This is a genomic window from Sphingomonas sp. DMC8 (assembly GCF_056314185.1).
The window spans coordinates 232,333-258,671 of the sequence record NZ_JBQUYV010000007.1 but is presented as its reverse complement, the minus strand read 5'-3'; the positions used below and the strand labels follow the sequence as shown (position 1 = coordinate 258,671).

25 protein-coding genes are annotated in these 26,339 nt (G+C 66.8%); 13 read left to right on the top strand and 12 right to left on the bottom strand.

The annotated features are described in order from the left end of the window. Positions 1-13: 13 nt before the first annotated feature. Together ACT53K_RS15800 and ACT53K_RS15795 are read left to right on the top strand one after the other, a co-directional pair. Positions 14-1,576 (top strand): hypothetical protein, encoded by a 1,563-nt coding sequence (locus tag ACT53K_RS15800; protein ID WP_476229671.1) that lies wholly within the window; start codon positions 14-16, stop codon positions 1,574-1,576. Between the two features lie 72 nt (positions 1,577-1,648). Then, the gene (locus tag ACT53K_RS15795) at positions 1,649-3,904 is read left to right on the top strand and encodes an NADP-dependent malic enzyme (RefSeq protein WP_476229670.1); all 2,256 of its coding nucleotides are present in this window, start codon (positions 1,649-1,651) and stop codon (positions 3,902-3,904) included. Between the two features lie 23 nt (positions 3,905-3,927). On the opposite strand, the gene ACT53K_RS15790 is transcribed toward ACT53K_RS15795, so the two are convergent. Both ACT53K_RS15790 and ACT53K_RS15785 read right to left on the bottom strand, forming a co-directional pair. Further along, positions 3,928-4,716 carry an SDR family oxidoreductase gene (locus ACT53K_RS15790; protein ID WP_476229669.1) on the bottom strand — a complete coding sequence of 263 codons (789 nt, stop codon included), beginning with the start codon at positions 4,714-4,716 and terminating at the stop codon, positions 3,928-3,930. A gap of 207 nt (positions 4,717-4,923) precedes the next feature. Next, positions 4,924-6,069 carry an acyl-CoA dehydrogenase family protein gene (locus ACT53K_RS15785; protein WP_476229668.1) on the bottom strand — a complete coding sequence of 382 codons (1,146 nt, stop codon included), beginning with the start codon at positions 6,067-6,069 and terminating at the stop codon, positions 4,924-4,926. Between the two features lie 141 nt (positions 6,070-6,210). Here ACT53K_RS15785 and ACT53K_RS15780 point away from each other — a divergent pair, with 141 nt between their 5' ends. The 3 genes from ACT53K_RS15780 to ACT53K_RS15770 are packed head-to-tail and all read left to right on the top strand — an operon-like array spanning position 6,211 to position 8,301. Then, a complete protein-coding gene (locus ACT53K_RS15780) occupies positions 6,211-7,668 on the top strand; it encodes an MFS transporter (protein WP_476229667.1) in 1,458 nt (485 codons plus the stop codon). A 15-nt stretch (positions 7,669-7,683) separates the two neighbouring features. Beyond that, the gene (locus tag ACT53K_RS15775; RefSeq protein ID WP_476229666.1) at positions 7,684-7,911 is read left to right on the top strand and encodes an AbrB/MazE/SpoVT family DNA-binding domain-containing protein; all 228 of its coding nucleotides are present in this window, start codon (positions 7,684-7,686) and stop codon (positions 7,909-7,911) included. Beyond that, positions 7,912-8,301, top strand: coding sequence for a type II toxin-antitoxin system death-on-curing family toxin (locus ACT53K_RS15770; RefSeq protein WP_476229665.1), 390 nt, complete (start codon positions 7,912-7,914; stop codon positions 8,299-8,301). 68 nt (positions 8,302-8,369) lie between these two features. Here ACT53K_RS15770 and ACT53K_RS15765 read toward each other — a convergent pair whose 3' ends face one another. Then, a complete protein-coding gene (locus tag ACT53K_RS15765) occupies positions 8,370-8,525 on the bottom strand; it encodes a hypothetical protein (RefSeq protein WP_476229664.1) in 156 nt (51 codons plus the stop codon). A gap of 14 nt (positions 8,526-8,539) precedes the next feature. Further along, positions 8,540-9,832 (bottom strand): isocitrate lyase, encoded by a 1,293-nt coding sequence (gene aceA / locus ACT53K_RS15760; protein WP_476229663.1) that lies wholly within the window; start codon positions 9,830-9,832, stop codon positions 8,540-8,542. Between the two features lie 409 nt (positions 9,833-10,241). Between aceA and ACT53K_RS15755 the strand changes: the two genes are divergently transcribed. Then, on the top strand, positions 10,242-11,618 hold the full coding sequence (locus tag ACT53K_RS15755) for a helix-turn-helix domain-containing protein (RefSeq protein WP_476229662.1): 1,377 nt from the start codon (positions 10,242-10,244) through the stop codon (positions 11,616-11,618). 180 nt (positions 11,619-11,798) lie between these two features. Here ACT53K_RS15755 and ACT53K_RS15750 read toward each other — a convergent pair whose 3' ends face one another. After that, a complete protein-coding gene (locus ACT53K_RS15750; RefSeq protein WP_476229661.1) occupies positions 11,799-12,254 on the bottom strand; it encodes a DUF2721 domain-containing protein in 456 nt (151 codons plus the stop codon). Between the two features lie 86 nt (positions 12,255-12,340). On the opposite strand from ACT53K_RS15750, the gene ACT53K_RS15745 reads away from it, so the two are divergent. Then, positions 12,341-13,468 (top strand): GNAT family N-acetyltransferase, encoded by a 1,128-nt coding sequence (locus ACT53K_RS15745; RefSeq protein ID WP_476229660.1) that lies wholly within the window; start codon positions 12,341-12,343, stop codon positions 13,466-13,468. Here ACT53K_RS15745 and ACT53K_RS15740 read toward each other — a convergent pair. Then, complete coding sequence (locus tag ACT53K_RS15740) at positions 13,435-14,031, bottom strand: NUDIX domain-containing protein (protein ID WP_476229659.1); 597 nt, start codon at positions 14,029-14,031, stop codon at positions 13,435-13,437. The genes ACT53K_RS15745 and ACT53K_RS15740 overlap by 34 nt on opposite strands. 143 nt (positions 14,032-14,174) lie before the next feature. Here ACT53K_RS15740 and ACT53K_RS15735 point away from each other — a divergent pair, with 143 nt between their 5' ends. The 4 genes from ACT53K_RS15735 to ACT53K_RS15720 all read left to right on the top strand — a co-directional run bounded on the left by ACT53K_RS15735 (position 14,175) and on the right by ACT53K_RS15720 (position 17,314). Beyond that, positions 14,175-15,026 (top strand): amidohydrolase family protein, encoded by an 852-nt coding sequence (locus tag ACT53K_RS15735; protein ID WP_476229658.1) that lies wholly within the window; start codon positions 14,175-14,177, stop codon positions 15,024-15,026. A gap of 28 nt (positions 15,027-15,054) precedes the next feature. Further along, the gene (locus ACT53K_RS15730; RefSeq protein WP_476229657.1) at positions 15,055-15,417 is read left to right on the top strand and encodes an L-rhamnose mutarotase; all 363 of its coding nucleotides are present in this window, start codon (positions 15,055-15,057) and stop codon (positions 15,415-15,417) included. Positions 15,418-15,439: 22 nt separating this feature from the next. Then, positions 15,440-16,222: an IclR family transcriptional regulator gene (locus tag ACT53K_RS15725; protein ID WP_476229656.1), complete on the top strand. Its 783-nt coding sequence runs from the start codon at positions 15,440-15,442 to the stop codon at positions 16,220-16,222. A gap of 90 nt (positions 16,223-16,312) precedes the next feature. Beyond that, complete coding sequence (locus ACT53K_RS15720) at positions 16,313-17,314, top strand: zinc-binding alcohol dehydrogenase family protein (RefSeq protein ID WP_476229655.1); 1,002 nt, start codon at positions 16,313-16,315, stop codon at positions 17,312-17,314. Positions 17,315-17,330: 16 nt separating this feature from the next. Here the strand turns inward: ACT53K_RS15720 and ACT53K_RS15715 are convergent, their stop codons facing one another. Continuing rightward, positions 17,331-18,869 (bottom strand): alpha-L-fucosidase, encoded by a 1,539-nt coding sequence (locus tag ACT53K_RS15715; RefSeq protein ID WP_476229654.1) that lies wholly within the window; start codon positions 18,867-18,869, stop codon positions 17,331-17,333. A gap of 181 nt (positions 18,870-19,050) precedes the next feature. On the opposite strand from ACT53K_RS15715, the gene ACT53K_RS15710 reads away from it, so the two are divergent. Together ACT53K_RS15710 and ACT53K_RS15705 are read left to right on the top strand one after the other, a co-directional pair. Further along, positions 19,051-20,466: a glycosyltransferase gene (locus ACT53K_RS15710; protein WP_476229653.1), complete on the top strand. Its 1,416-nt coding sequence runs from the start codon at positions 19,051-19,053 to the stop codon at positions 20,464-20,466. Between the two features lie 51 nt (positions 20,467-20,517). Further along, positions 20,518-21,180, top strand: a complete 663-nt coding sequence (locus tag ACT53K_RS15705) for a tetratricopeptide repeat protein (protein ID WP_476229652.1) — start codon at positions 20,518-20,520, stop codon at positions 21,178-21,180. A 13-nt stretch (positions 21,181-21,193) separates the two neighbouring features. Here ACT53K_RS15705 and ACT53K_RS15700 read toward each other — a convergent pair whose 3' ends face one another. The 5 genes from ACT53K_RS15700 to atpA all read right to left on the bottom strand — a co-directional run bounded on the left by ACT53K_RS15700 (position 21,194) and on the right by atpA (position 26,339). Continuing rightward, the gene (locus ACT53K_RS15700) at positions 21,194-21,832 is read right to left on the bottom strand and encodes an Npun_F0296 family exosortase-dependent surface protein (protein WP_476229651.1); all 639 of its coding nucleotides are present in this window, start codon (positions 21,830-21,832) and stop codon (positions 21,194-21,196) included. A 204-nt stretch (positions 21,833-22,036) separates the two neighbouring features. Next, positions 22,037-22,288, bottom strand: a complete 252-nt coding sequence (locus ACT53K_RS15695; RefSeq protein ID WP_476229650.1) for an ATP synthase F1 subunit epsilon — start codon at positions 22,286-22,288, stop codon at positions 22,037-22,039. A 131-nt stretch (positions 22,289-22,419) separates the two neighbouring features. Then, entirely contained in the window at positions 22,420-23,892 is a 1,473-nt protein-coding gene (gene atpD / locus ACT53K_RS15690) for a F0F1 ATP synthase subunit beta (RefSeq protein WP_476229649.1), read from the bottom strand. Between the two features lie 27 nt (positions 23,893-23,919). After that, on the bottom strand, positions 23,920-24,795 hold the full coding sequence (locus tag ACT53K_RS15685; protein ID WP_476229648.1) for a F0F1 ATP synthase subunit gamma: 876 nt from the start codon (positions 24,793-24,795) through the stop codon (positions 23,920-23,922). 14 nt (positions 24,796-24,809) lie between these two features. Continuing rightward, positions 24,810-26,339: a F0F1 ATP synthase subunit alpha gene (gene atpA, locus ACT53K_RS15680; protein WP_476229647.1), complete on the bottom strand. Its 1,530-nt coding sequence runs from the start codon at positions 26,337-26,339 to the stop codon at positions 24,810-24,812.

Sequence of the window (26,339 nt, the reverse complement as noted above, 5' to 3'; positions counted from 1 at the left end):
AAGGCGCGCGCCCATGTTGTTCTCGCGCGTACCGGCTCGCACCGCTGTCTGGTTGCGGTGGTATGCGATCGCGGCCGTCGCGATCGCGTCCGCCCTGCCGTTCCTGTTCGTCCGCATTCCGCCGCTCACCGATGTGCCGGGTCATATCGGCCGGTTCGCAGTGCAGGTGGCGCCGGCGGAAAGCGGGCTGTGGCGCTATTTCGGGTTTGTCTGGCAGTTGAAGCTCAACCTGGCAGTCGATCTGCTGGTGCAGGCGCTCCATCCGCTGCTCGACCCGTTTGCGACCATGTGGCTCGCCTGTATCGCCGTCCCCGTTCTCACCGTGATCGGCCTGATGGCGCTGACGCGGCGGATCAATCCGCAGGGTGCCGCCGCGCTGCCCTGGGCGCTGATCTTCGTCTATAACAGCCCGTTCCTGTGGGGCTTTGTCAATTATTCGCTCAGCGCCGCGCTGGCGCTGTGCGGCTTTGCGCTCTGGCCGCGCTGGGAGCAGCGCCCGTGGCTGCGCGGCATCGTCTTCGCCTTGCTGATCCCGGCATTGTTCGTCGGCCATGCCGAAGGCGGCGCGCTGCTGTTCGTCTGGATTGCGAGCTACGAGTTCGGCGAGGCGCAGGCGTGGCGCCCCTCCACCTGGCACCGCGCGCCGGCGGGGCGGTTGATCGCACGGCTGTGGCCGCTCGCCTTCGCGGTGCTGCCGGTGCTGCTGGCGCATGAGGGCGGCGGCGGGATCACCGACTGGTCGGTGCCGCAGAAGTTCGACGAGCTGATCGGCATGGTCCGCGACCAGAATGCCGTTCTCGACATCGCGACGGCGGCACTCGCGCTGCTGGTGCTGATCCTCGGCTGGTGGCTGGGCGCGCGACTGGCGCCGAGGGCATTCTGGCCGGTGATGGCGACGCTGCTGCTGTTCCTTGTCGCGCCCCGCCAGCTTTCCGGCAGCAACAATGTCGACATGCGGATCGCTCCCTATGTCTTCCTGCTGGCGCTGGCATTGCAGGACTGGAGCGCTGTGGCGCGGGCGCGGCGATTGCAAGTGGCCTGGGCCGGCATCGCCCTGCTGGCGGTACGGTTCGGCCTCACCACGGCGAGTTTCATCGACTATGCTGCCGAGTATCGCCGTGAGCTCGCCGCGCTCGACCATGTCGCGCCGGGCAGCCGGGTGCTCAACCTGGTCCGCGACGGCTGCGGGCTCGAGGACTGGCGCCAGTCCCGCACCACCCATCTCGGCAATCTCGCGACGCCGCTGCGCGGCGCCTGGGTGAATGCGCATTGGGCGGTGCCGTCGCTCCACCTGCTGCGCATCCGCTATGCGCCGCCGGTTTTCGCCCGCGATCCCTCTCAGCTCGTCTCGCCGCAGCGCTGCATCAAGAAGGTGATCAGCGAACGGACGCGGCGGACTATGGCGGAGCAATTGCCGCTGTTGCCGCTCGACCAGGCCGATTATCTCTGGCTGATCGATGTCCGGCTTCCGCCTAATGCCCACCAGCCGCGTCTTGCGCTGCTCTGGCAGTCTGGCGACAGCGCGCTCTATGCGATCCGCCCGCCCGAAACGACGTCGGGGAAAGCACCCAAATAACGCGCCGCCGGTTTGCAATCCCCTCCCCGTGCTGCTTAAGGGGCCTAAACGACATGGGTTAGGATTGAGCGGATGGCCGAAGACAGCAACGTCCAGTTTTCCGATCGCGAAGCGCTTCGCTATCACGCGGAAGGGCGGCCGGGTAAGATCGAGATCATCGCCTCCAAACCCATGGCGACACAGCGCGATCTGGCGCTGGCCTATTCGCCGGGCGTGGCAGTGCCGGTGTTGGCGATCTCGGAAAATCCGAGCACGGCCTATGACTATACTGCCAAGGGCAATCTGGTCGCGGTGATCTCGAACGGCACCGCGATTCTGGGGCTCGGCAATCTCGGCGCGCTTGCCTCCAAGCCGGTGATGGAAGGCAAGGCGGTGTTGTTCAAGCGCTTCGCCGATGTCGATTCGATCGACCTTGAGCTCAAGACCGAGGATGTCGACCGCTTTATCGATGCGGTCGAACTGATGGAGCCGAGCTTCGGCGGCATCAACCTGGAAGACATCAAGGCGCCCGAATGCTTCGTGATCGAGCAGACGCTGCGCGAACGCATGAACATTCCGGTGTTCCATGACGACCAGCACGGCACTGCGATCATCGCTGCCGCCGGCCTTATCAACGCGCTGCACCTGACCGGGCGTGACATCAAGACCACCAAGATCGTCGTGAATGGCGCCGGCGCCGCTGCGATCGCCTGCACCGAACTGATCAAGGCGATGGGCCTGCCGGGCGACAATCTGCTGATGTGCGACCGCACCGGCGTGATCTATCAGGGCCGCGAAGGCGTGAACCAGTGGCAGTCGGCGCATGCCGCCAAGACCGACCGGCGCACGCTGGCCGAGGCGCTGGAAGGGGCGGACGTGTTCCTCGGCCTCTCCGCTGCCAATGCGCTGCCGGCAGAGCTGCTTGCGAAGATGGCGGACAAGCCGATCATCTTCGCGATGGCCAACCCCGATCCCGAAATCACCCCGCCCGAAGCCAAGCGCGTGCGGCCGGACGTGATCATCGCCACCGGCCGTTCGGACTATCCGAACCAGGTCAACAATGTGCTGTGCTTCCCGTTCATCTTCCGCGGCGCGCTCGACGTGCGCGCGACGGGGATCAACGATGCGATGAAGGTCGCCGCCGCCCGCGCGCTGGCCGAACTCGCCCGCCAGCAGGTGCCCGAGGAAGTGGCGACGGCGTATGGCACGTCGCACAGCTTCGGTCCCGACTATATCATCCCGACGCCGTTCGATCCGCGCCTCATCGAGATCATTCCGGCGGCAGTGGCGCAGGCGGCGATGGATTCGGGCGTGGCAACCCGGCCGATCATCGACATGACCGCCTATCGCCAGCAATTGCGCGCGCGGATGAACCCGACCACCTCGGTGCTCAGCATGGCCTATGAAGGTGCGCGGGCGCAGCCGAAGCGGGTGATTTTCGCCGAGGGCGAAGAAGAAGTGGTGCTGCGCGCTGCCATCGCCTTCCAGGAAGGCGGTTATGGCACGCCGGTGCTGGTCGGCCGCGAGTCGGTACATGAGCGGCTGCGTGCGCTGGGCGCCAATCCCGATCATTTCGAAGTGCACAACAGCGTCAACTCGCCGCTGGTCGAGGAGATGGTCGAGACGCTGTACAAGCGCCTTCAGCGCCGGGGCTATCTCCGCCGCGACTGCGAGCGGATGGTCAACCGCGACCGCAATATCTTCGGTTCGCTGCTGCTGCGTCTGGGCCATGCCGATGCGATGATCACCGGCGTGACGCGCACCTATGCTGAGACGATGCGCCAGGTGCGCCGCGTGATAGACCCTGTGGACGGCCGCGCACCGTTTGGCATCCATGTGCTGGTCGGCCAGTCGCACACCGTGTTCATCGCCGACACCACGGTCAACGAGCGCCCCAACGCCGAAGAACTGGCCGATATTGCCGAGCGCACGGTGCAGGTAGCCCGCCGCATGGGGCATGAGCCGCGCGTGGCGATGCTCAGCTATTCGACCTTCGGCAACCCCGAGGGCAAGTGGATCGACAATATCCGCGACGCCGTGAAGGTGCTCGATGCGCGGGGCGTCACCTTCGAATATGAAGGCGACATGGCGCCGGATGTGGCGCTGAACCCGAAGCTGCTCGCCAATTATCCATTCGCGCGCCTTTCCGGCCCGGCCAATGTGCTGATCATGCCGGGCCTGCAATCGGCGAACATTGCCGCCAAGCTGCTGCGCGAGCTGGGCGGTGATTCGACGATCGGCCCGATGCTGATCGGCATGGAAAAGTCGGTGCAGATCGCGCCTATGACCTCCACCGCCAGCGAACTGGTGACGCTGGCGGTGCTGGCAGCGGGTGACATCGCGCGCTGATCCGGGCATGCGCATCGGCGGCATCAGCCGTCGATGCTCGCCCCCAGCGAAGCATTGACCAGCCCGCCGTCGACGGTGACGGTTTCGCCGATCACATAGTCGCCGGCGCGGCTTGCCAGATAGATGGCCGCGCCTGCCATGTCCTCGTCGACGCCGATGCGGCGGGCGGGGATCGCCTTGGCGACGGTGCTGCCATGGTCGCGCGCGGCCTTGTTCATGTCGCTGGCAAAGGCGCCCGGGGCGATAGACGTGACGTTGATATGGTCGCGCACAAGCCGGGCAGCCATGCGCTTGGTGAGATAGATCAGCGCCGATTTCGAGGCGTGATAGCTATAGGTTTCCCAGGCGTTCAGCCGCTGGCCGTCGATCGAAGTGATGTTGATCACCTTGGCCGGGCGGTCGGCGCTGCCGCCGACCTTGAGCAGCCCGTGCAGTGCCTGGGTCAGGAAGAAGGGCGACTTGACGTTCAGGTCCATCACCTTGTCCCAGCCCTTTTCCGGGAAATTCTCGAACGGCTCGCCCCAGGCGGCGCCGGCATTGTTGACGAGGATGTCGAGCCGGGGTTCGCGCGCCGCCAGATCGGCAGCAAGCGCGCGGCAGCCCTCCACCGTCGAGACGTCATGGGGCAGGGGGATGGCGTTCGGCCCCAGCGCGGCGGCGGTTTCCTCACAGGCCGCTGCCTTGCGAGAGGAAACATAGACTTTGGCCCCCGAGGCGACGAAGCCTTCCGCAATCATCCGGCCGATGCCGCGCGATCCGCCGGTGACCAGCGCCACGCGGCCGTCGAGGCGGAACAGCGAAGTGATATCCATACCTTTCTCCCTCTCAAAATTTGTTCACCCTCACCCTCCCATCGCTGCGCGATGGGCCCCTCCCTCTCCCAAAGGGAGAGGTGTTCAAGCTCCCTCTACCCTTGGGAGAGGAAGGGGCCCGCCGCCGAAGGCGGTGGGAAGGGTGAGGGAGACCATGGGCTCACTGCCCCTCTCCCAACCCTCTTCCCCGAAGGAGAGAGGGCATTTTTATCCACCCCGCTTCAGCGTTTCGCGGGCGATGATCAGTTGCTGGATCTGGCTGGTGCCTTCGTAGATGCGGAACAGGCGGACATCGCGGTACAGCCGTTCGATCCCGTAATCGGCGATATAGCCGGCGCCGCCGAAGATCTGGACGGCGCGGTCCGCCACGCGACCGACCATCTCGCTGGCGAAGTACTTCGCCGCCGCCGCCTCCATCGTCGTGTTGCCGCCGGCATCCTTCGCACGGGCTGTTTCCAGCACCAGCGCCCGCGCGGCGAGCGCCTCGGTCTTGGAATCGGCCAGCATCGCCTGGATCAGCTGGTGCTCGGCGATCGGCTTGCCGAACTGGCGGCGCTCGCTGGCATAGGCGACGCAATCGGCGATCAGCCGCTCGGCCACGCCGACGCACACCGCCGCAATGTGCAGCCGCCCGCGGTCGAGCACCTGCATGGCGATGCGGAAGCCCTCGCCCTCCTCGCCCAGCCGGTTGGCGGCGGGGACGGGGACATTGTCGAAGATGACATCGGCGACCTTCGCGCCCTTTTGCCCCATCTTCTTCTCGGGCTCGCCGACCGACAGGCCGGGCAGATCGCGAGGGACGAGAAAGGCAGAAACGCCGCGCCCGCCGGGTTCGTCGCCGGTCCGGGCCATCACGGTGAAGAGATCGGCCTTGTCGGCATTGGTGATGTAGCGCTTGGTGCCGGAAAGCCGATAGACATCGCCGTCGCGCACCGCCCGGGTCTTCACGGCGCCCGAATCCGATCCGACATCGGGCTCGGTCAGGGCAAAGCTGGTGATGATCGCGCCGCTGGCGATGCGCGGCAGCCACGCGGCCTTTTGTTCGGGCGTGCCGGCGATCACCAGCCCCTGGCTGCCGATGCCGACATTGGTGCCGAAGGTCGAGCGGAAGGCCGGGGTGGTGCGACCCAGCTCGATCGCGACGCGGCATTCCTCGGACATGGTGAGGCCGAGGCCGCCAAATTCCTCGGCGATCGACAGGCCGAACAGGCCGAGCGCCTGCATCTCCGCGACCAGATCGGCCGGGATCGCGTCGGCTGCCTCCACCTCCGCCTCGCGCGGGCGGAGCCGCTCGGAAACGAAGCGGCGAACCGTGTCGATCAGCGCATCGAACAGCTCGGGTTCGAGGGCCATGCATCCTCTCTCTTCTAATCCATGCCGGTATAGCCTATCCACGGGTTGCGACAAGCCATACCCTTTATTCCAAAGCGTTTCATTTGCCCGGCCGGGCGCGGCCCTGTATCCCGCCTTCTCGCGTTCAACGGAGAAATCAGCATGCATGGCCGCAGCGCCGCCCCAGCCGCCCTTCCCGAGGCGCGGCGCGTCGCCACGCCGACCCTGTTCGCCTATGGCTTTGGCGCGGTCGCCTATGGCGTGAAGGATTTCGGCTTCGTCAGCTTCCTGCTGCTGTTCTACAATCAGGTGGTTGGGTTGCCGGCGGCCGAAGTAGGGCTGGTCATCATGTGCGCGCTGTTCCTCGATGCGTTCATCGATCCGGCGATCGGATTCCTGTCCGACCGGACGCGCAGCCGCTGGGGGCGGCGCCATCCCTGGATGTATGCCGCCGCGCTGCCGATCGGCGCCGGCTGGCTGCTGCTCTGGAACCCGCCCGCCTGGTCGCACGGCGCGCTGCTTGGCTGGCTGTTCGTTACCGCCGTGCTGGTGCGAACCGCGGTATCGGCCTTCGAAGTCCCCTCGCAGGCGCTGAGTCCCGAGCTTTCCTCCGATTATGACGAGCGGACGCGGATCATGGCGTGGCGTTTCCTGTTCGGCTGGGCCGGCGGGATGGCGATGCTGACGCTCTCCTATGGCTGGTTCCTGGCTGAACGCGCCGGCCAGCCGCACGGCCAGTTCGACCGCGCCGGCTATCCGCTGTTCGCGCTGGCGGGGGCGGGGATGATGGTGGTGGCGATCCTGGGATCGGCGCTGGGCACCCATCACGAGATCAAGAACCTGCCCAGGGTGGACATAGAGCGGAAGCCGTTCGGCGCGAGCATGGCCGAGCTGTTCCGGACCGTGCGCAACCCTGCCTTCCTGATCCTGATGGCGGCGGGGCTCAGCTATTACACGGCGCAGGGCATCAGCTTTTCGATGTCCAACTATCTTTATGCCCATGTCTGGCGTTTCGGGCCGCTGGCCTATCAGCTGCTGGGCGGCACGCTGTTGCTGGGCGTGTTCTTCGCCTTTCTGCTGGTGCGGCGGGTGGCGCAGTGGCTGGGCAAGCCGCTGGCGGCGACCTTGTTCCTGGTGGCCGCGGCGTTCCTGCTCACCTCGCCCTATCTGCTGCGGCTGGCGGGCCTGTTCCCCGGGCCGGGGAGCCCGGTGCTGCTGCCGCTGCTCTTCGTGATCTTCACCATCAACGTGATGTGCGCCGTGGCCTCCACCATGCTGGGCGCGTCGATGCTTGCCGACGTGGTCGAGCAGTCGGAGATGGAGACCGGCCGGCGATCCGAAGGCGTGTTCTTCGCCGGCTTCTTCTTCGTCCAGAAATGCTCGAGCGGGCTGGGCATCTTTGCCACCGGGCTGATCCTGTCGGTTTCGGGCTTTCCCGATGGCGCGGTGCCGGGGACGGTGCCGGTGGCGGTGGTCGACCGGTTCACCCTGCTGTTCTGCGGCGTGTATATCGCACTGGGGCTGACCGGCGCGCTGCTCTATCGCCGCTTCCCCTTCGGCAAGGCGGAACACGCCGCCCGGCTGGCGCGGATGCGGGGTGTTGCTGATCCGGCAGGCTGATGTTATAACGATCGTATGACCAAGCCGCTCAAGATCATCAAGATCGGCAACTCTGCCGGTGTCATCCTGCCCAAGGAAATCCTGGCGCGGTTGCGGGTGGAGCTGGGCGACGAGCTGTTCCTCAGTGAAACGGATAGCGGCGTGGCGCTCACCAGAAACGACCCCGACTTTGAAGAGCAAATGAAGGTCGCGCGTGAAGTCATGGTTCGGCGCCGCGCGGCGCTGCGCGAACTCGCCAAGTAAATGGCTGATTGGGTTTGGGTGGACGTGGCTGTGACAATCGCTGCGCATGGCGAGCAGCTTGCCGAACACGGCGGCGCGGCTGGCGTTCGTGACCGCAACATGCTGGAAAGCGCCATGGCCCGGCCTTTGAATTTGGTTGCTTACGGGGAGCCGGATGCAGCGGAACTTGCCGCTGCATATGCATTTGGAATCGCCCGCAACCACCCGTTCGTCGATGGTAACAAGCGGACGGCGGCGGTTGTGAGCGAAACTTTTCTGGCTCTGAACGGCTATGTTCTGACCTGTGGCGATGTCGAACTGGTGACGACCTTTCTTGAACTGGCTGCGGGCCACTTGACCGTAGAAGAGCTGGTAGCTTGGTTCAGGCGCTGGATTCAGCCGCTCGCCTGAACGCCAAAATGCCCGCCGGACCTGGGTCCGGCGGGCACCTTTCCTCCCCAGGAAAGGCAGTGGGGGCGTCAGGCGACGCGGCCCAGTCGATGGTAGAGGTTGGAGAACTTCACCGATTCCGGCTTGTCCTTCACCTGTTGCAGATGGCTGCCGACGGCTTCGCGGAGCAGGCGGAAGTCTTCGGTCGAGAAAACGGCGCGGCTGCGCTGGGGTTCGGTGGACATGGCATTCTCTCCTTTCACGCGGCTTGCATGGTCTTGAACTGGGCGGCTTCGGTGCTTTCGGCGAGTGCGGTGGTCGAGCTTTCGCCGCCGGCCACGGCCTGGGCGACCGCGTCGAAATAGCCGGTGCCGACTTCGCGCTGGTGGCGGGTGGCGGTGTAGCCATTCGCCTCGGCGGCGAACTCGGCCTGCTGCAGCTCCGAATAGGCCGCCATGCCGCGATCCCGGTATCCGCGCGCCAGCTCGTACATGCCGTAGTTCAGGCTGTGGAAGCCGGCGAGGGTGACGAACTGGAACTTGTACCCCATCGCGCCGATTTCGCGCTGGAAACGGGCGATGTCGTCCTTGTCCAGATTCTTCTCCCAGTTGAAGCTCGGCGAGCAATTGTACGCCAGCATCTTGTTCGGATGCGCCTTCTTGATCGCCTCGGCGAAGCGGCGGGCGTCGTCGAGATTCGGATGGCTCGTCTCCCACCACAACAGGTCGGCATGTTCGGCAAAGGCCAGGCCGCGCTTGATGCAATGGTCGACACCGGTGCCTTCCTTCAGGCGGAAGAACCCTTCGGGGGTGCGGTCGCCGGTCAGGAATTCATGGTCGCGCTCGTCGACGTCCGAGGTGATCAGCCGCGCCGATTCGGCATCGGTCCGCGCGCAGATCACCGTCGGTACGCCGCACACATCCGCCGCCAGCCGCGCCGCATCGAGGTTGCGGATATGCGCCTGGGTCGGGATCAGCACCTTGCCGCCGAGATGGCCGCACTTCTTCTCGCTGGCGAGCTGGTCCTCATAATGCACGCCCGCCGCACCCGCGGCGATGTACGCCTTCATGATCTCGAAGCAGTTGAGCGGGCCACCGAAGCCGGCCTCGGCATCGGCGACGATCGGCGCGAACCAGTCGCGGGTGGCGCCGCCTTCCATATGCTCGATCTGGTCGGCGCGCTGGAGGGTAGCGTTGATCCGCCGCGCCAGCTCCGGCCCGGCATTGGCCGGGTAGAGCGACTGGTCGGGATACATCTGGCCGGCGGTGTTGGCATCGGCCGCGACCTGCCAGCCCGAGAGATAGATCGCCTTCAGCCCGGCGCGGACCATCTGCATCGCCTGGTTGCCGGAAAGGGCGCCGAGCGCATGGACATAGTCCTCAGTGCGCAGCAGCTCCCACAGCTTCAGCGCGCCGCGGCGGGCAAGCGTGTGCTCGACCGGCAGCGAGCCGCGCAGCTTCGCCACATCGGCCGGGCTGTAGGGGCGGGTGATTCCGTCGAATCGGCCGGCGGGGGCGGGGACCAGATCCTCGAAGCGCTGGGGCTGAGACATTGTGAATTCCTTGACTGGATTGCGATTCCTTGTGTGGCTAAGTTTAGGAAGTTGCTGTCCAGACGGAATTACACTTCGTGTTCCCACAGGGTGGATATGTGTTACGGGTTGCGGTGTAGGGTTGTATTGTTGTAAAGTATTTACAATGGATGTTGCGACTCAGATTTAGAACGTAACAGGAACATGTGGTGTAGGAAAGCGCTGGTTCGAACCTGTGGATTCCCCTCCCTGAAAGGGAGGGGTTAGGGGTGGGTCCGCCACCGCCAGGTGGCGGGACTCATGGTCGACAGGGGGGCGAGTTTTCGGGGCGCGCAGACGCGCGCACCCACCCCCAGCCCCTCCCTTTCAGGGAGGGGGGCGAGGCAATCGCATGGCCCCCTCCCCGGGTAGGAAATTGGAAGGAACCTCGATGGCCGAACGCAAACTCTTCGCCGGGCACGCGATCCGTCGCCTGCGTTTCCAGCTCGGCGTCAGCCAGGCGGCGATGGCGGATGCGCTCGACATTTCGCCCAGCTATCTCAATCTGGTCGAGCGCAACCAGCGACCGATTTCCGCCGCGCTGATGCTCAAGCTTGCCGAGACCTATGATTTCGATCCGCGCCGCCTCGCTGCGGCCGAACCCGGCGGCGGTGCCGATGCGCTACGGCGGCGGCTGGCCGATCCGCTGTTCGCGGATCTGGCGATCGACCGGCATCAGCTTGAGGAATGGCTGGCCGGCGCGCCCGACGGGGCGGAGGCGTTTGCCCGCGCCTATGACCGGATGGGGCAGGGCGGCGGGGGCGAACCCGGCGCGCCCGATCCCGGCCAGCAGGTCCGCCGCGCGATCGAGCGCTGGCGCAACCATTTCGCCGATCTGGACGCGGCGGGCGAGGCGCTGGCCGACGAACTGCGCATGGCGGGCGACCCCTATGGCGCCATGGCCGAGCGGTTGCGGGTGAAGCACCAGTTGTCGGTGCGCATCCTGCCCGCCGAGGTGATGGGCGAGGCGCTGAAGCGGCTCGATTTCCACGCCCGGCAATTGCAATTGTCCGAAGCGCTCGATCCCAGCGCGCGGGCCTTTGCGCTGGCCGAACAGCTTGCGGTCGAGGCGCGCGACGAAATCGAGGCGCTGGTGCGCGGCGCCGCGCTCGATCGCGCCGGCGAGCGGATGTTCCGGCGCCATCTGACCGCCTATTTCGCCGCTTCGGTGACGATGCCTTATGCCCGTTTCCTGCGCGCGTGCGAGGCGAGCGGGTACGATCTCGATCTGTTGCAGCGGCGGTTCGGGGCGAGCCTGGCGCAAGTCGCCCACCGGCTGACGACATTGCAGCGCGTGGGCGCGCGGGGCCTGTCCTTCTTCCTGATGCGGTTCGACCGGGCCGGGCAGGTGTCGATGCGCTATGCCGGGGCGAGCGGATCGGCGCTGGTCGAGGCGGCGGTGCCCTGCCCGCTATGGAATGCGTATGACGCCTTTGCCCGCACCGATGAAACGGCGGTGCAACTGGTCGAGCTGGAAGATGGCGCGAGGCTGTTCACCATCGCCCGCTGCGCGCATCCGCATGGCACCACCCCCGGCGGGGTGCGGCCGCGCTTCGTGCTCGCGCTGGGATTGCCGGCGGCGGAAGCGGGCGCGCTGGCGGCGGCGCGCGGTGTCGATCTGGGCGGCAGCGCCGCGCCGATCGGGCTCGGCTGCCGCGCCTGTACCCGCGTGGCGTGCCCGCAACGATCGGCGGCGCCCGCCGGCCGCGCGGCATTGGCGAACGAGCGCGAACGGGGCGTGACGGCGTTCGGCTTCGCGGCGGATTGACGATGGGTGCCCGGTACTCCCCTCCCTCAAAGGGAGGGGCTGGGGGGTGGGTGCGCGCGTCTGCGCGCTCCAGAAAGCGATGCGTCCTGCCGGAGAGCGAGTCCCGCCGCCTGCCGGCGGCGGACCCACCCCCGACCCCTCCCTGCAAGCAGGGAGGGGGGCTGCCTTCGCTTCTGCCGGCTAGTTATCCAGCTCGAGCAGTTCCTTGCGGACATGGATGGCGCGCAGCGAGATGTGCACTTCGAACAGGAAATAGATCAGCCCCGCCATCAGCAGCAGCATCGACAGGATGAACGCCACCGCGACCCAGATGCCGACATGGAGATTGGCGAGCCGCGAGACGAACATCAGCGCGACGACGAAGCAGATCGCCAGCGCGCTGGCGGTGCAAAGGAAGATCGCGTTGTTGATCACCGAGATGCGGTGGTCGATGATCCGCAGCTCGCGGACATGGCGGTCATGCTCGGGGCCGCTGGAGCGGGGGTGAAGCTCCTCGATCACGCGGGCGCGGTCGACGATGCGGGCGAGCCGGCCGACCATCACGTTGAGGAACGCGCCGATGCCGGCGAGCAGGAACACGGGCGCGATCGCCGCCTGGATCGTCTGCGATACGGTGGAGAGATAGGGGCCTTCCATCCTGCCTGCTTAGGGGCAGCACTGTCCTTGCCGCAAGCCCAAGCGCGTCCACGGCTTGGTAAGGCCTGCACTGTATCTGTGCCGGAATGACCAGGGAAATGCCGAGTGCCGCCTTTGCGCGCCTGTCGCCGGCGCTTGCCGTGCGCTGCGTGGAGGGGCTGGCGGTCGAGATCGACGCGGTGGCGGCGCGGGCGGCGCCGGCATACCGGTTCCTGCGCCATGGCTGGTATGCGGCGGCGCTGCAGGCCTATGGCGGGGAGGCGCGCACCTTGCTCGCCACGCGCGAAGGCGAGGCGGTGGCGGCGCTGCCGATGATCCGGGTGGGGCCGCGCCCGGCAGGGCTGGCGGCGGTGCCCGGCTGCTACTGGCCGTTCCGCAGCGTGCCGATCGCCGCCGATGCCGGGCTGGAAGTGGCGGAGGCACTGCTGGCCGCGCTCGGCCGGCAGGTGCGGGCGCTGCGCATCGGCCCGGTCTATGACGGCGATCCGGCGCTGGAGGCGCTGAAGGCGGCGGCGCGGGGGCGCGGCTGGGCGGTGCTCGACCGGTTCGTTGCCGATTCCTATCTGCTCGACATGGCAGCGCTGCGGGCGGAGGGCGGCTGGCCGCGCAACTCGACGCTGCGCAAGAACCGTTTCCACGAAAAGCACCTGGCCGGCCATGGCGCGCTCGACTGGCAGTTCGTGTCGGGCAGCGAGTGGCAGGCGCCTGCCTTTGCCGCGCTGGCGGCGGTCGAGGAGCGGAGCTGGATTGCCAGCCGCACCGATGGCGGCGACGCGAAATTCACCGCGCGCGGGCACGGCGCCTTCTGGCGCGCGGCGGCGCAGGATCCGGTGCTGGCGGAACAGATGTGGGCGGCGGTGCTGCGCGTCGATGGCCGGCCGGCGGCCTTTTCGTTCGACCTGAATGCGGGCGCCCGCAAATACGCGATCGCCAACAGCTATGATCCCGATTTTGCCCGCCATTCGCCGGGCAAGCTGCTTTATTATCGCAATTTGCTGCGCGCGATCGACGACGGGATGACGCTGGTCGACTGGGGTGCGGGCGACAGCGGCTACAAGCGCACGATCGGCGCGGAAAAGGGACCGGCGATCCGCGACTGGCTGTTCGTGCGGCCGGGCCTGTCGGCCTTTGCTGCATCGATGCTGCGCGGCATCTGGCGGCGCAGCGGCCATGCCGCCTCTCAGCCGGCGGTGGAGGCCGGCGGCCAGGACTGAGCCGCGAGCCGGTCGCGCAGCGCCAGCACGAGCAGTGCGGTCTTCATGTCGGCCAGCGCTTCCATGCCCATCGCCCACAGCGCGGCGAGCGGCATTTCGACGACTTCGATCGCCTCATGCTCCTCTGCCAGCCCGCCGCCGGCCGCGACGCGATCGGCGGCGGCATAGGTAGCGAGATAGCAGCTCACACGCTCTGTAGAGACCGATGGGATCGTGTGGAAATGGCCGACCAGTTCGAGTGTGCGGACATGCAGCCCGCACTCCTCCAGCACTTCGCGCCGGGCGGTATCCTCGATGCCGTCGCCGGTTTCGATCCGCCCGGCGGGCGCTTCGTAGAGCGGTTCGCTTTGCCCGCGCAGCAGAAGCGGTGGGCGCGGCTGGCGCACCAGCATCACCGTGCCGCGCGCCGGATCATAGGGCAGCACGACCACGCCGTCGCCATGGTCCTCGATCTCGCGGGTGATGGTCTCGCCCTCGGGCGTGCGCAGCGTGGCGATCAGTAGCCGGCCCCAGCCGGAATAGCGCGTTTCGACCTGTTCGATCACGGGGTTCTGCACGGACATGCGCCGCCCCTACAGCATCCATGGCGCAGTGCAGCAGGAAAAAGCCGTGATTGCGACTGGGGTGCCACGCCCCGGGGCATCTTGCGTGCTTCGCGCCATGTCCTTACGCAAATCCGCTGTCATATAAGAAAGTCGGGCGAGCGATGGGATTGGCAGCAGCGGGCGCGCAGATGCGCGAGATTGTCGACGCGCACCAGCATTTCTGGCGGATCGATGCGCCGGGCCATGCGTGGCCGGGGCCGGACCTGCCCGCGATCCACCGCGATTTCCTGCCCGATGATCTGCGCGCAGCGGCTGCTGGCGTGCCGCTGGTGGCGACCGTGCTGGTCCAGTCGCAGCCGACCGATGCCGACACCGACTGGCTGTGCGACCTTGCCGCGCAGGAGCCTCTGGTCGGCGCGGTGGTGGGCTGGGCCGATCTGGCGGCGGCCGATGCACCGGCACGGATCGCGACGCTGGCCGCGCGGCCCAAGCTGCGCGGGCTGCGGCCGATGTTGCAGTCGATCGACGACAGCGACTGGATCTGCCGGCCCGATCTAGCGCCGGCGGTCGAGGCGATGCTCGCGCACGGGCTGCGCTTCGATGCGCTGGTCCAGCCCCGGCATCTCGGCGCGCTCCATCGCTTTGCGCAGGCCTGGCCGGCGTTGCCGATCGTGATCGATCATGGCGCCAAGCCCTTTGCCGCTATGGGCACGCTCGACCCGTGGCGCGCCGAGATCGCGGCGCTGGCGACGCTGCCCAATGTCTTCTGCAAATTGTCAGGCCTGCGCACCGAACAGGACGAAGGCCAGCCGGCAACGGCGCTGGCACCCTATGTCGCGCATCTGGTCGCCAGCTTCGGCGACCGGCTGATGTGGGGCAGCGACTGGCCGGTGCTGGGGTTGCGCGATGCCTATACCGCGTGGTTCGATACCGCCCGCGCGCTCGCCGGGCTGGATGCTGCGGGCGAGCAATGGCTGTTCGCCGGCTGCGCCCGCCACTTCTATGGTTTTTGACGCGATTTCCGAAGGAGTTTGCCCGCCCATGTCCCAGCGTTTCTGCCTCGCGCTCGATCTGGAGGACGATGCCGATCTGATCGCCGCCTATGAGGACTGGCACCGGGTCGGGCGGACGCCGTCGCCGGTCATCGCTTCGATCCGCGCGGCAGGCATCGAGAATATGGAGATTTTCCGGCTGGAAAACCGGCTGGTGATGATCATCGACGCGCGCGACGATTTCAGTTTCGCCCGCAAGGCGGAAATGGATACCGCCAATCCCGATGTGGTGGCGTGGGAGAAACGGATGCTAGCCTATCAGCGCCCCGCTGCGGGGGCTGGCGACGCGGAGAAATGGCGCCCCATGGCGCGCATCTTCCGCCTGCTCGACCATCCCGCAGACGGCCAGTGAGCGGCGGGAAACAGGAGGGACCATGGCACGCGCGCCGCTGAAGAAAACCTATGCCGCGCCGGCGATCGAAAAGGCGTTCGAGATCATCGAATTGCTTGCCGGTCGGCCGGAAGGCGCGCTCGTCACCGAAATGGCGGCTGACCTCGGGCGTTCGGTGGGGGAGTTGTTCCGCATCGTCGTGGTGATGGAGCAGCTCGGCTATCTGCGCCGGTCGGACGTTACCGACCGCTATTCGGTGGCGTACAAGCTGCTCGATGTCGCGCTGCGCGCCACCCCGTCGCAGGATCTGGTGCGCGCGGCGATGCCGGAAATGCAGCTGCTGGCGATGGAAATCGGCCAGTCCTGCCACCTCGTCGTGCCCAGCGACGGCCATGGCCTGGTGGTGGCGCGCGAGGAATCGCCCGGCACGCGCGGCTTTGCGCTGAAGGTCGGTGCCCAGATCGACATTCTCCAGAGTTGCTCGGGACAGGTGATCCTGGCCTTTTCCACGCCGCAGCTTGCCGAACGCATCATCCGCGATGCCGAGGCGGAAAGCGGCCAGCGTGTCGACGCCGCCTGGCTGGCGGCGCGGCTGGCGGCGGTGCGGGACGCGGGGCATGACAGCCGCACCAGCCCGATCACCCACGGCGTCACCGACATCAGTTTTCCGATTTTCGGCTTCGATCGGCTGGTGGTCGCGGCGCTCACCATTCCGTTCCTGGAGCTGATCGACGGATCGCAGAAAGTCGATCTGGCGGCGGCGCGGGAGAAGCTGCGCGCCACGGCAGCGCGGATTTCGGACCGGCTGGGCTATCAGCCCGATTGAACCAGTCTCCAATCGCGTTATTGGTACATATAAGAACCGATTTGCATGCGGCTGGCGTTCGATGCGCGGTCGGCGAAGGGAGCCTGTAGGATGCGTACGATCACCTGTGTGGAACCGCAGCAACTCGCGCTGCAGGAGCGGAGCGATCCCGTTCCCGGCCAGGGCGAAGTGCTGGTGCGGATCGGCCATGTCGGGCTGTGCGGCACCGATTATAACATCTTCGCCGGGCACCACCCGTTCCTCGAATATCCGCGCGTGATCGGCCATGAGCTGAGCGGCCGCATCGTGGCGCAGGGGCCGGGCACGACGATGCCGCTGGATCGGCTGGTGACGATCAACCCCTATCTCGCCTGCGGCACCTGCATCGCCTGCCGCAAGGGCAAGCCCAATGCCTGCGTCAACATCCGGGTGCTGGGCGTGCATGTCGATGGCGGCATGTGCGATCTGATCGCGGTGCCCGAACATGCCGTGATCGACGCCGAGGGGCTGACGCCCGAACAGGCGGCGATGGTCGAGTTTCTCGCGATCGGCGCGCATGCCGTGTCGCGCGCTCCGCGCGAGGGCGATCGCATGCTGGTGGTCGGCGCGGGGCCGATCGGCGTGGCAACGGCGTTGATCGCGCGGCAGGACGGCTTTGCCGTGACCATGGCCGATCGCAGCGCCGCCCGGCTACGCTTCGCGACCGGGCAGCTCGGCTTTGACGGCGTGGTGGCCGATGACGGGATCGATGCGGCGCTGGCCGCGCGCACCCATGGCGAGATGTTCGACGTGGTGGTCGATGCCACCGGATCGCTGCCGGCGATGCGCCGCAGCCTCGATTTCGTCGCGCATGGCGGGGCGCTGCTGCTGGTCGGCGTCGCGTCGGGCGATCTGAGCTTCGCCGATCCGGAGTTCCACAAGCGCGAGGCGGTGCTGATCGGCAGCCGCAATGCGCTCAACCGCGATTTCGAGCGGGTGATCGCGGGGCTAAAATCGGGCGCGCTGCCGTCGCGGCTGCTCCACACCCACAGCGTGGGCGTGGAGGAACTGCCGGCGCGTCTGCCGTCGCTCGCGCACGAGGACGGGCTGATGAAGGCGATCGTGGTATTCTGATCGCCTTCGGGTCGTTTCAGGCGAAGCGAATTTCGAAGGCGCTGGCGTGGCGCGTCGGCAGCGTGGCCGGCGGCGTGATCGTCAATGCCTGGTCGGATTGGCGGAAGTCGATCCGGCCGCGGTGGCCGAGCAGCGCGACGCTGCGCACGCGACGCTGGCCGTTCGGACCTGCGCGCCCCAGTGCGGTGATCGCCACTTCTCCCTTCGGTTCTCCCAGCGTGATGGCATAGAGCGTCTCGCCCCGGGTGGTGAAGCGAATATCCTGCGCGGTATAGGCGGCACGCTCCTGAAAGGCGCCCGCCTTCGCCTCGGTGGGGCCTTCGCCGAACATGTGCCAGGGGCGCGTGCCATGGATCGCCGGGCCGTTCACGGCCATCCACGGCGCCAGCTCCGCCAGCAGCTGCGCGGATTGCGGCGGCAGGCTGCCATCGGCGTGCAGCACGACATTGAGCAGCAGATTGCCGTTCTTGCTGACGATATCGGCGAGCATGGTGACGACATCGCTGGTGCTCTTGTAACGGTCATTCTCGTTATAGAACCAGTCGCCGTTCGACGTATCGGTCTGCCAGGGCAGCGGATTGATGCCGTGGAGCACGCCGCGTTCGACATCCTGCACGCCCCAGTCGGTGCGGAACTCGCCCGAGCCGAGATCCTTGCTGGTATACACCGCTTCCACGCGGCCATGGCGCGCCATGCTGCTGTTGTAGAAATGCGCCATCAGCGATCGGCCGACCGCGCCGAACGGCACACCGCCATCCGAATAGAGCAGGTCGGGCTGATAGCTGTCGACCAGATCGCGGATACGCGCGAACCAGCGCTGGTGATAGGCCGGGTTGCGCGTGTACCAGGTGCCCGGCTTGTTGCGATACGGTTCGTCGCGATTGTCGTGGTACAGATCGGCGAAGCGCGGATCGGCACCGTCATAATCCACCCCCAGCTTTGGCCAGAACTGGTCGTAGAGATGGCTGGGATACCACCAGCAATAGCTCGCGCCGAGATGTTCGGAAACGCCGAAGCGCAGGCCGCGCCGCCGCGCCGCCGCCTGCCATTCGCCGACAATGTCGCGCTTCGGGCCGATTGCCGTCGCGTTCCAGCGGTGGTGCCGCGAACGCCAGAGATCGAAATTGTCGTGGTGGACGCCCATCGACACCAGATATTTGGCGCCCGCCGCGACATATTTGTCGGCCAGCGCCTCGGGGTCGAACCGTTCCGCCTTCCACAGCGGCAGAATGTCCTTGTAGCCATGTTCGGAAGGATGGCCCCAGGTTTTCAGATGATGGTCATAATGGGGATGGCCGGGCACATACATGAAGCGCGCATACCAGTCGCCCTGGCCGGCGACCGCCTGTGGCCCCCAATGCGCCCAGATGCCGAACTTGGCGTCGCGGAACCAGTCGGGCGTACGATAGGCCGACAGCGAATCCACCGTCGGCCGGAAGGGGCCGGGGGCGATCTCCGGGGCAGGTTGCGGCGCGTCCTGCGCCTGCGCCACTTTCATGCCGAGTGCCGTCGCGAACGACCCGGCCAGAACGTCCCGCTTGCTGAAGCCCGCCATGCGCGTCTCTCCTGTCCTGTTCGAGGCTGCATAGACTGCGCCCCGTTCATGGTAACGTTATCATATCTGAAAGCGCGCTTTCAACCGCCTGGGTGCGGCGAATTTCGTTTCCGTTCCAGCGCGCTATCACTAAGCCTGCGGCCGGCATTGTCGGCGCGCCATGGGTCCAGCGGGAGAGGGAATGCAATCGCGCGAGGAAATGGGGGAACGCAGGGCCATTCAGCCGCCGGCAGTGACGGCGACACTGGCCGCCTGTCTTGCCGCGGTTTGCACCTATGGCCTGTGGTCGACGCCTGAACTGGTCGAACGCTGGGGATTCTCCTGGGCCGGGATCGGCTTGCTGCTCGCCTGGCTGGGCGTGGCGGGGCTGGCGGTGCCGATCGCCCGCCGGACACCCGGGCGGCCGGCTTTGGCGCTGCTGGGCGCCACTGTTCTGCTCACCCGCATCGGCATGGCGCACTGGACCGCCGGACGCACGCCCGATGGTGATGCGGAAATCTACCGGCTGCTCGCCGCGCGGCTGCTGCACGGCGAGGGGCTGGTGTTTTTCGAGCCCTATATGGGCGTCACTGTCCGCGCCTTCTTTCCTCCCGCCTATCCGCTGCTGCTGGCCGGCTGGGGCTGGGCGCTGGGGCTTGGCACCGCGTCGCTGGTTGCGCTCAACCTGCTGCTCGACGGTGCGGCGGCGTTGCTGGTCTGGCGGATCGGGTGCGCGCTTGAGCGGCCGGGCGCGGGCCGCGCGGCAGCATGGCTGTATCTGATCTGGCCCTCCGTCCAGCTGTCGGCGCCGCTGGCGCAGAAGGAGAGCCTGTGCGTCGTGCTGGTGCTGGCGCTGGCGTTCGCCTGGTTGCGCATCGCGCAGGGCAGTCTGGGCGGCTGGCGCGCGGCGCTGGCGATCGGCGTGCTGGCGGGGGTGCTGGCGCTCGCCCAGCCCGGGCAGGCGCCGCTGGCGGCGCTGTTCGGGCTGGCGATGGTGCCGCAGGCCGGCTGGCGGCGCGTGCTGGCAACCGGTGTGGCGGCGCTGCTGCCCGCGGTGCTGGTGCTGCTGCCCTGGTGGGTGCGCAACTGGATGCTGTTCCATGCCTTTGTTCCGCTCACCTCGGCGGGCAAGCTGAGCCTGTGGGTCGGCAACAATCCCGATGCCAATGGCGACTGGCTGCCCTCGCCGCAATCGCTGCGCGGCCTGCCCGAACTGGTGCAGACGCAAGCCGCAGCGGCGATGGCGAAGGCGTGGATCGTCGGCCATCCCGCCGCCTTTGCCTGGATTACCGCATCCAAATTCGTGCGCGCGACGGGCGTGGCGCAGTTCGGCATCGACCGGCTGGCGTTGATGGCGCCCCCGGTCGGCGCCGCCGTTACCGCGCTGTTGCTGCCGCTGTCGCAGGGCGCGCATCTGGGGATGCTGGCGGCGGGTGCGGGCACGCTGCTCCGGCGCGGCAACGCTGTTCCGCGGGCGCTGCTCTGGCTGGTCGTCGCGGGTGCGCTGCAACTGCCGCTGTTCGCCGTCTGGTTCGAGTTTGGCGAGCGCCACCGCGAATTTCTGACGCCGCTTCTGCTGCTGATGCTGGCGACCGCTCTGGCGCCCCGGCGCGACTAGCCAGCTGTTAACGCCTCCTCGCTATTGCCACCGCTAAAGGGAGTTGCAGATATGAAGAAGCGTTGGCTGGTGGGTGGTGTTGCGGTGGTTGCGCTGCTGGGCGCGGGCACCATGGCGCTGCGGATGGCCCATAAGCCGGCACAAGCTGCAGCGGCGCACACGGCGGTGTTCGTTGATCCGCCCAAGGTTCCGGGCGTGGACGAAGCGGCAGCGCAGGCGCGGGTGAAGGCCCATCCCGGCGACGCCGCCGCCTGGGCGCTGCTGGGGGACGTGCAGTTGCGTGGCCGTGCCTTCCCGCAGGCCGAGGCATCCTATGTCCACGCCGTATCGATCGACTCGAAGCGTGCGGAAACCTGGTCGGCGCTGGGCGAGGCGCGGATGCAGATCGAGCCCTCGCAGAACGGGCATCTGCCCGCCGGCGCGGCCGAGGCGTTCAACCATGCGCTCGCGCTCAATCCGAAGGATCCGCGCAGCCGCTTTTACCGCACGATGGAAAAGGATTTTCTGGGCCAGCACGATGCGGCGATCGGCGAATGGCTGGCCCAGCTGCGCGAGGCGCCGATGGGCTCCGATGCCGACGAATCGATTCGTGCTGCGATCACTGCTTCGGTGCGACGGAACCAGCAGCTGATCGGGCAGGCAATGCGCGAGGCGAGCGCGGTCCAGCCGCGCTATCGCCAGGCGCCCTTGCCGCCCGCAGGCACGAAGAACTGAGCCCCTTCGGGGCTCAGGCGAACAGGCTCAGCCGGCGCCGCGACAGCGCGAGCAGTCCGAGCGCGCCGAACCCGAACAGCGCCATGGTGCCGGGTTCGGGCACCGGCGTCGGCTGGCCGTTGTTGTAGAAAGAGAAGTTCGCTGCCTCGAGCGCGGTAGCGGACGAAATCAGCTGGACCGAGCTGATCTTGTCGCCGGTGCTCGGGTCGACCGAGAAGGTGACGTAGCGGTTGCGGTCGGGCGAGAGAAAGTCGCCGTTGTTGACCGCGCCGACCTGCGAACCCGTCAGCTGGCCGAGCAGCTTGCCGGCCTGATCGAAATATTTGACGGTGTTGTACGGGTCGATCGATCCCCACAGGAACTGGACATTGTCATAGCCCGTGCTGCTGGAGATGGTGGCCGGCGTGCCGACATCGGCAGCCAGATAGCTGCCGGTCGCGCCCACGGGGAGCGTCGTGCCGTTCTGCGAGCTGGGATAGATGGTGCCGCCGTTGAGCGAAAAGCCGTTCGGCAGCGGCGCGTTGAAGCTGAACGACACGCCGCCCTGGCTGCCATTATAGGCGTTGCTGTTCGAGGTGAACGAGGTCTGGGCGGAAGCCGCCGTCGTCAGACCGATAAACGCCACTCCAGCCAGACACATCCGCTTGAACATTGTGATCCTCGTTACGCAACCGTTGCTATTGGGGGGCGGCGTATCACAGGGGATGGTGCGGGACATGCGCGGGAATCGCCTGCCGGGGCCGCCAATTGTTCCACAGTAGAACAGGTGGCCCAGCATGGGGCATATTGTATATTGTTAACCAATAATAGCCGGCCGGCGGCCGGGAAGGGCGGGGCTGGCCCGCCGAATCACCGTTTATTCGGCGCGTTCGGCCAGCACCGTCAGCCCGCGTTCGTTGACTTCGGCGAAACCGCCTTCGACGCGGATCAGCTCGGGCGTGGTCGCACCGGCCTTATAGACTTCGATATTGCCGTCGCGGATCGTCGACATCACCGGGGCATGGCCCTCCAGCACGCCGAAATCCCCCTCGCTGCCGGGGACGACGACCATATGGACTTCTTCCGAGCGGACAAGGCGTTCCGGGGTGACGAGTTCGAAGTGCAGCATGTTCGCATCTCACTCCCCTCCCGCTTGCGGGAGGGGTCGGGGGAGGGGCTGATACAATCTTCGGGAGACGAGGCCAGCCCTTCCAGCCCCTCCCCTAACCCCTCCCGCAAGCGGGAGGGGAACTTGCAGTCTTACGCCTCGTCGGCGAGCTTCTTGGCCTTGGCGATCGCGTCGTCGATGCCGCCGACCATGTAGAAGGCCGCTTCCGGCAGATGGTCATACTCACCGTCGACCACCGCCTTGAACGAGCGCACCGTGTCTTCGAGCTGCACGAAGGCGCCCGGAATGCCGGTGAACACTTCGGCGACGTGGAACGGCTGGCTGAGGAAGCGCTGGATCTTGCGAGCGCGGGCGACGGTCAGCTTATCCTCTTCGGAAAGCTCGTCCATGCCCAGGATCGCGATGATGTCCTGCAGCGACTTGTACTTCTGCAGGATCGCCTGCACCGCACGCGCCGTTTCGTAATGCTCCTGGCCGACGATGCGCGGCTCGAGCACGCGGCTGGTCGAGTCGAGCGGGTCCACGGCCGGGTAGATGCCCAGTTCCGAGATCGCGCGGTTGAGCACGGTCGTCGCGTCGAGGTGGGCGAACGAAGTCGCCGGCGCCGGGTCGGTCAAGTCGTCGGCGGGCACGTACACGGCCTGCACCGAGGTGATCGAACCCTTGTTGGTCGAGGTGATGCGCTCCTGCAGCGCGCCCATGTCGGTCGACAGGGTCGGCTGATAGCCCACGGCCGAGGGAATACGGCCGAGCAGTGCCGACACTTCGGCGCCCGCCTGGGTGAAGCGGAAGATGTTGTCGACGAAGAACAGCACGTCCTGGCCTTCGACGTCGCGGAAATATTCGGCGATCGTCAGGCCCGACAGCGCGACGCGGGCGCGGGCGCCCGGCGGCTCGTTCATCTGGCCATAGACCAGCGCCACCTTCGATCCTTCGGTGATGGCGTTGCCGTCGGCGTCCTTGGCGATAACGCCGGCGTCGAGGAATTCGTGATAGAGGTCGTTGCCCTCACGGGTACGCTCGCCCACGCCCGCGAACACCGAGGTGCCGCCATGGCCCTTGGCGATGTTGTTGATCAGTTCCTGGATGAGCACGGTCTTGCCCACGCCGGCGCCGCCGAACAGGCCGATCTTGCCGCCCTTTGCGTACGGCGCGAGCAGGTCGATCACCTTGATGCCGGTGACGAGAATGCTGGCTTCGGTCGACTGCTCGATGAACTCGGGAGCCTTGGCGTGGATCGGCGCCTTCAGGTCGGTGTCGACCGGACCGCGCTCGTCGATCGGCTCGCCGACGACGTTCAGAATGCGGCCGAGCGTCTTCGGGCCGACCGGCACCGAGATCTGCGCGCCGGTGTCGGTCACGGTCTGGCCGCGGGTCAGGCCTTCGGTCGAGTCCATCGCGATCGTGCGGACGGTGTTCTCGCCCAGATGCTGCGCGACTTCGAGGACCAGACGCTGGCCGTTATTGTCCGTCTCCAGCGCCGAAAGGATCGCCGGCAGGGCATTGTCGAACGTCACGTCGACGACCGCGCCGATCACCTGGCTGATGCGGCCGACATTGTTGGTGCCCGTGGCGGGGCGGGTGTCTACAGCGGCGGTTGCCATCGTTGCTTTCCTTGCTTCGTGCAGCTTTTAGAGCGCTTCCGCGCCCGAAATGATTTCCACCAGTTCGGTCGTGATCGCGGCCTGGCGGGAACGGTTATATTCGATCGTCAGCCGGTTGATCAGATCGCCGGCATTGCGGGTGGCGTTGTCCATCGCGGTCATCGACGCGCCCTGTTCGCTGGCCTGGTTCTCCAGCAACGCCTTGAAGATCTGCACCGTCAGGTTGCGCGGCAACAGATCGGCGAGGATCGTCTCCTCGTCGGGCTCATAGTCGACCGCAGCGCCCGAACCGGCTTCGCCCGTCGCCGGCACCGAGACCGGGATGAGCTGCTGTTCGGTCGGAAGCTGGGCCAGCGCCGAGCGGAAGTGCGAGTAGAACAGGGTCGCCACGTCGAACTCGCCCGCAAAGAAGCGGTCGGTCACGTCCTTGGCGATCGCGCGGGCCTCGTCATAGCCCGGCGTCCGCACCGCAGTGGTGTCGAACTGGCCGACGATCATGCCGGGAAAGGTACGGGCGATCACCGCGCGGCCCTTGCGGCCGACGAGGTAGAACTTCACCGTCTTGCCCTCGGCAATCAGCGCGCGTGCCTTCAGCACCGCCGCCTTGACGATATTGGCGTTGAACGCACCCGACAGGCCCTTGTCGCCATTGGCGACGAGCAGCAGGTGCGTCTCCGCCTTGCCGGTGCCGGCGAGCAGACGGGGTGCGCTGTCGCTGCCCCCCACCTTGCTCGCGAGGCTGGCGACCACGCCCTCGAGGCGCTGGGCATAGGGGCGCGCGGCTTCTGCGGCGGCCTGCGCCTTCCGCAGTTTCGCCGCCGCGACCATCTGCTTGGCCTTGGTGATCTTCTGGGTCGATTTGACCGAGGCGATCCGGCCCTTGAGTTCCTTGAGGCTGGCCATCCGGCAGCGGTCCCTTAGGCGAAGGTCTTGGCGAAGGCGTCGAGCGCGGCCTTCACCTTGTCCCGCGTGTCGTTCTCGAACGCCTTGGTGGTGCGGATCTCTTCCAGAATGTCCGCATGGTGCGAACGGAAGTGGACCAGCATCGCGGCTTCGTAGCGAACCACGTCCTTCACGGCGACGGCATCGAGATAGCCGTTGGTGCCGGCGAAGATCGACACGGTCTGCTCTTCGAACGGCAGCGGGCTGAACTGCGGCTGCTTGAGCAGCTCGGTCAGGCGCGCGCCGCGGTTGAGCAGCTTCTGGGTCGAGGCGTCGAGGTCCGAACCGAACTGCGCGAAGGCAGCCATTTCGCGATACTGGGCCAGCTCAAGCTTGATCGAGCCCGACACCTTCTTCATCGCCTTGGTCTGCGCCGACGAACCCACGCGCGACACCGACAGACCCACGTTAATCGCCGGACGGATGCCCTGGTAGAACAGGTTCGTCTCGAGGAAGATCTGGCCGTCGGTGATCGAGATCACGTTGGTCGGGATGTAGGCCGACACGTCGCCCGCCTGGGTTTCGATGATCGGCAGCGCGGTCAGCGAGCCGGCGCCGTTGGCGTCGTTCATCTTCGCGGCGCGTTCGAGCAGGCGGCTGTGGAGATAGAAGACGTCGCCCGGATAGGCTTCGCGGCCCGGCGGACGGCGCAGCAGCAGCGACATCTGGCGATAGGCGACGGCCTGCTTGGAAAGGTCGTCATACACGATCACGGCGTGCATGCCGTTGTCGCGGAAGAATTCGCCCATCGCGCAGCCGGTGTAGGGCGCGAGGAACTGCAGCGGGGCCGGCTCCGACGCGGTGGCTGCGACGACGATCGAATATTCCATCGCGCCATTCTCTTCGAGCTGGCGGACGATCTGCGCGACGGTCGAGCGCTTCTGGCCGACGGCGACGTAGATGCAATAGAGCTTCTTCGACTCGTCGGTGCCGCTGTTCGGGCCCTTCTGGTTGATGAAGGTGTCGATCGCGACGGCGGTCTTGCCGGTCTGGCGGTCGCCGATGATCAGCTCGCGCTGGCCACGGCCGATCGGCACGAGGGCGTCGATCGCCTTGAGGCCGGTCTGCACCGGCTCGTGCACCGACTTGCGCGGGATGATGCCCGGCGCCTTCACTTCGACGCGGCGACGCTCGGTATATTCGATCGGGCCCTTGCCATCGATCGGGTTGCCGAGGCCGTCGACGACGCGGCCGAGCAGGCCCTTGCCGACGGGCACGTCGACGATGGTGCCGGTGCGCTTGACGGTGTCGCCTTCCTTGATCTCGGCGTCCGAGCCGAAGATCACGACGCCGACATTGTCGGCTTCGAGGTTGAGGGCCATGCCCTGCACGCCATTGGCGAATTCGACCATCTCACCGGCCTGGACATTGTCCAGCCCGTGGATGCGCGCGATGCCGTCGCCGACCGACAGCACCTGGCCGATTTCCGAAACCTGGGCCTCGGTGCCGAAATTGGCGATCTGGTCCTTGATGACCTTGGAGATTTCTGCGGCGCGGATATCCAT

What these genes read in the sequence shown, in the direction of transcription:
- ACT53K_RS15685 (WP_476229648.1), bottom strand. Translation starts at nt 24,795, where the DNA reads ATGGCCAGCCTCAAGGAACTCAAGGGCCGGATCGCCTCGGTCAAATCG.
- ACT53K_RS15750 (WP_476229661.1), bottom strand. Translation starts at nt 12,254, where the DNA reads ATGGAAGGCCCCTATCTCTCCACCGTATCGCAGACGATCCAGGCGGCG.
- atpD (WP_476229649.1), bottom strand. Translation starts at nt 23,892, where the DNA reads ATGGCAACCGCCGCTGTAGACACCCGCCCCGCCACGGGCACCAACAAT.
- ACT53K_RS15755 (WP_476229662.1), top strand. Translation starts at nt 10,242, where the DNA reads ATGGCCGAACGCAAACTCTTCGCCGGGCACGCGATCCGTCGCCTGCGT.
- ACT53K_RS15740 (WP_476229659.1), bottom strand. Translation starts at nt 14,031, where the DNA reads ATGTCCGTGCAGAACCCCGTGATCGAACAGGTCGAAACGCGCTATTCC.
- ACT53K_RS15775 (WP_476229666.1), top strand. Translation starts at nt 7,684, where the DNA reads ATGACCAAGCCGCTCAAGATCATCAAGATCGGCAACTCTGCCGGTGTC.
- ACT53K_RS15800 (WP_476229671.1), top strand. Translation starts at nt 14, where the DNA reads ATGTTGTTCTCGCGCGTACCGGCTCGCACCGCTGTCTGGTTGCGGTGG.
- ACT53K_RS15695 (WP_476229650.1), bottom strand. Translation starts at nt 22,288, where the DNA reads ATGCTGCACTTCGAACTCGTCACCCCGGAACGCCTTGTCCGCTCGGAA.
- ACT53K_RS15790 (WP_476229669.1), bottom strand. Translation starts at nt 4,716, where the DNA reads ATGGATATCACTTCGCTGTTCCGCCTCGACGGCCGCGTGGCGCTGGTC.
- ACT53K_RS15785 (WP_476229668.1), bottom strand. Translation starts at nt 6,069, where the DNA reads ATGGCCCTCGAACCCGAGCTGTTCGATGCGCTGATCGACACGGTTCGC.
- ACT53K_RS15795 (WP_476229670.1), top strand. Translation starts at nt 1,649, where the DNA reads ATGGCCGAAGACAGCAACGTCCAGTTTTCCGATCGCGAAGCGCTTCGC.
- ACT53K_RS15745 (WP_476229660.1), top strand. Translation starts at nt 12,341, where the DNA reads ATGACCAGGGAAATGCCGAGTGCCGCCTTTGCGCGCCTGTCGCCGGCG.
- ACT53K_RS15720 (WP_476229655.1), top strand. Translation starts at nt 16,313, where the DNA reads ATGCGTACGATCACCTGTGTGGAACCGCAGCAACTCGCGCTGCAGGAG.
- ACT53K_RS15700 (WP_476229651.1), bottom strand. Translation starts at nt 21,832, where the DNA reads ATGTTCAAGCGGATGTGTCTGGCTGGAGTGGCGTTTATCGGTCTGACG.
- ACT53K_RS15765 (WP_476229664.1), bottom strand. Translation starts at nt 8,525, where the DNA reads ATGTCCACCGAACCCCAGCGCAGCCGCGCCGTTTTCTCGACCGAAGAC.
- ACT53K_RS15725 (WP_476229656.1), top strand. Translation starts at nt 15,440, where the DNA reads ATGGCACGCGCGCCGCTGAAGAAAACCTATGCCGCGCCGGCGATCGAA.
- aceA (WP_476229663.1), bottom strand. Translation starts at nt 9,832, where the DNA reads ATGTCTCAGCCCCAGCGCTTCGAGGATCTGGTCCCCGCCCCCGCCGGC.
- ACT53K_RS15730 (WP_476229657.1), top strand. Translation starts at nt 15,055, where the DNA reads ATGTCCCAGCGTTTCTGCCTCGCGCTCGATCTGGAGGACGATGCCGAT.
- ACT53K_RS15710 (WP_476229653.1), top strand. Translation starts at nt 19,051, where the DNA reads ATGCAATCGCGCGAGGAAATGGGGGAACGCAGGGCCATTCAGCCGCCG.
- ACT53K_RS15770 (WP_476229665.1), top strand. Translation starts at nt 7,912, where the DNA reads ATGGCTGATTGGGTTTGGGTGGACGTGGCTGTGACAATCGCTGCGCAT.
- ACT53K_RS15715 (WP_476229654.1), bottom strand. Translation starts at nt 18,869, where the DNA reads ATGGCGGGCTTCAGCAAGCGGGACGTTCTGGCCGGGTCGTTCGCGACG.
- ACT53K_RS15735 (WP_476229658.1), top strand. Translation starts at nt 14,175, where the DNA reads ATGGGATTGGCAGCAGCGGGCGCGCAGATGCGCGAGATTGTCGACGCG.
- ACT53K_RS15780 (WP_476229667.1), top strand. Translation starts at nt 6,211, where the DNA reads ATGCATGGCCGCAGCGCCGCCCCAGCCGCCCTTCCCGAGGCGCGGCGC.
- atpA (WP_476229647.1), bottom strand. Translation starts at nt 26,339, where the DNA reads ATGGATATCCGCGCCGCAGAAATCTCCAAGGTCATCAAGGACCAGATC.
- ACT53K_RS15705 (WP_476229652.1), top strand. Translation starts at nt 20,518, where the DNA reads ATGAAGAAGCGTTGGCTGGTGGGTGGTGTTGCGGTGGTTGCGCTGCTG.